General features: G+C 46.7%; 2 protein-coding genes. Both read left to right on the top strand.

Going from position 1 to position 1,165, the window contains the following annotated elements; all coding sequences use genetic code 11:
* On the top strand, positions 1–182 hold a 182-nt coding region (locus tag AC1DRF_RS28825; RefSeq protein WP_477742416.1), incomplete at its 5' end, for a Rieske 2Fe-2S domain-containing protein.
* Between the two features lie 70 nt (positions 183–252).
* Positions 253–1,023 (top strand): uroporphyrinogen-III C-methyltransferase, encoded by a 771-nt coding sequence (gene cobA / locus AC1DRF_RS28820; protein ID WP_098525360.1) that lies wholly within the window; start codon positions 253–255, stop codon positions 1,021–1,023.
* Positions 1,024–1,165: the final 142 nt, after the last annotated feature.

Below are 1,165 nucleotides of genomic sequence, written 5' to 3'. Positions count from 1 at the left end.
GTCCGCATAAAGGCGGGGTGCTAAGTGAAGGAATCGTGAGCGGCGACTCGGTGTTCTGTCCGATGCACGACTGGAAAATTTGCTTGCATGACGGCAACGTGCAAGAGCCTGACAGCGGATGTGTCGACACGTACGAAGCGTCTGTTGAAGGAGATTTGCTGTATCTTTTAATTGAAGAATAAGTAACGTGGCGCGTTGATTTTCAACGCGCCACAAAAATTCAAGGGGACACATAAAAGGAGCGAAGCAAAAATGAGAACAGGAAAAGTGTACATTGTAGGAGCCGGACCAGGAGATCCAGATTTACTAACAATAAAAGCAGCCAAATGTTTAGAAAAAGCAGATGTTATTTTATACGACCGATTAGTGAACCCTGTTCTTCTTCAGTATGCAAAAGAAGGAGCCGAACTCGTCTACTGCGGGAAAAAGCCTGGTGATCACTGCGTTTCTCAAGAGGATATTCATGATTTGCTTGTATTCTACGCAAGAAAAGGAAACACCGTCGTGCGGTTAAAAGGCGGAGATCCGTTTATTTTCGGAAGAGGCGGTGAAGAAGCAGAAGTGCTCGCTCAGCATAGAATTCCATTTGAAATCGTTCCGGGTATTACAGCGGGCATCGCGGCGCCGGCTTATGCTGGAATTCCTGTGACGCATCGTGAGCTGAGCCGTTCGTTTGCCGTTGTGACGGGACACTGTTTGAGCGGCAAGCCGGAAAGCATTCGCTGGGAGCATTTAGCAAAAGGAGTTGATACGCTTGCGATTTATATGGGCGTTAAAAACTTGCCATATATTTGCCGTCAGCTTTTAGACGCCGGAAAAAGCGCGGATACGCCGGTCGCGCTTATTGAACAAGGTACGTCTATTTATCAGCGCACGGTTACAGGCACGCTTGGCACAATTGTAGACACGGCTGCTGAACAGCAAGTGAGCAATCCCGCGATGATTGTGATTGGTGAAGTGGTGAAGCAAGCTTCTGCTCTTTCTTGGTTTTTGGAAAAAACAGAAGAAAAAGTATGCGTCTAAGATGAATAAAAGGAGGAAACGCTTTTGCTTAAGAATTCACTGCAGTCAATGAATGAGTTAGCCCGTGAAAAGACGAAGCTTGTGAATGATCATTTGCCGAGTTATTTGCTGTTAGCTGTGCTAGCGGGTGCTTACGTAGGAC

This window comes from Priestia sp. P5_B4 (genome assembly GCF_056400385.1).
The sequence above is the reverse complement of the archived record's forward strand: the minus strand, read 5'-3'. Positions and strand labels throughout refer to the sequence as shown.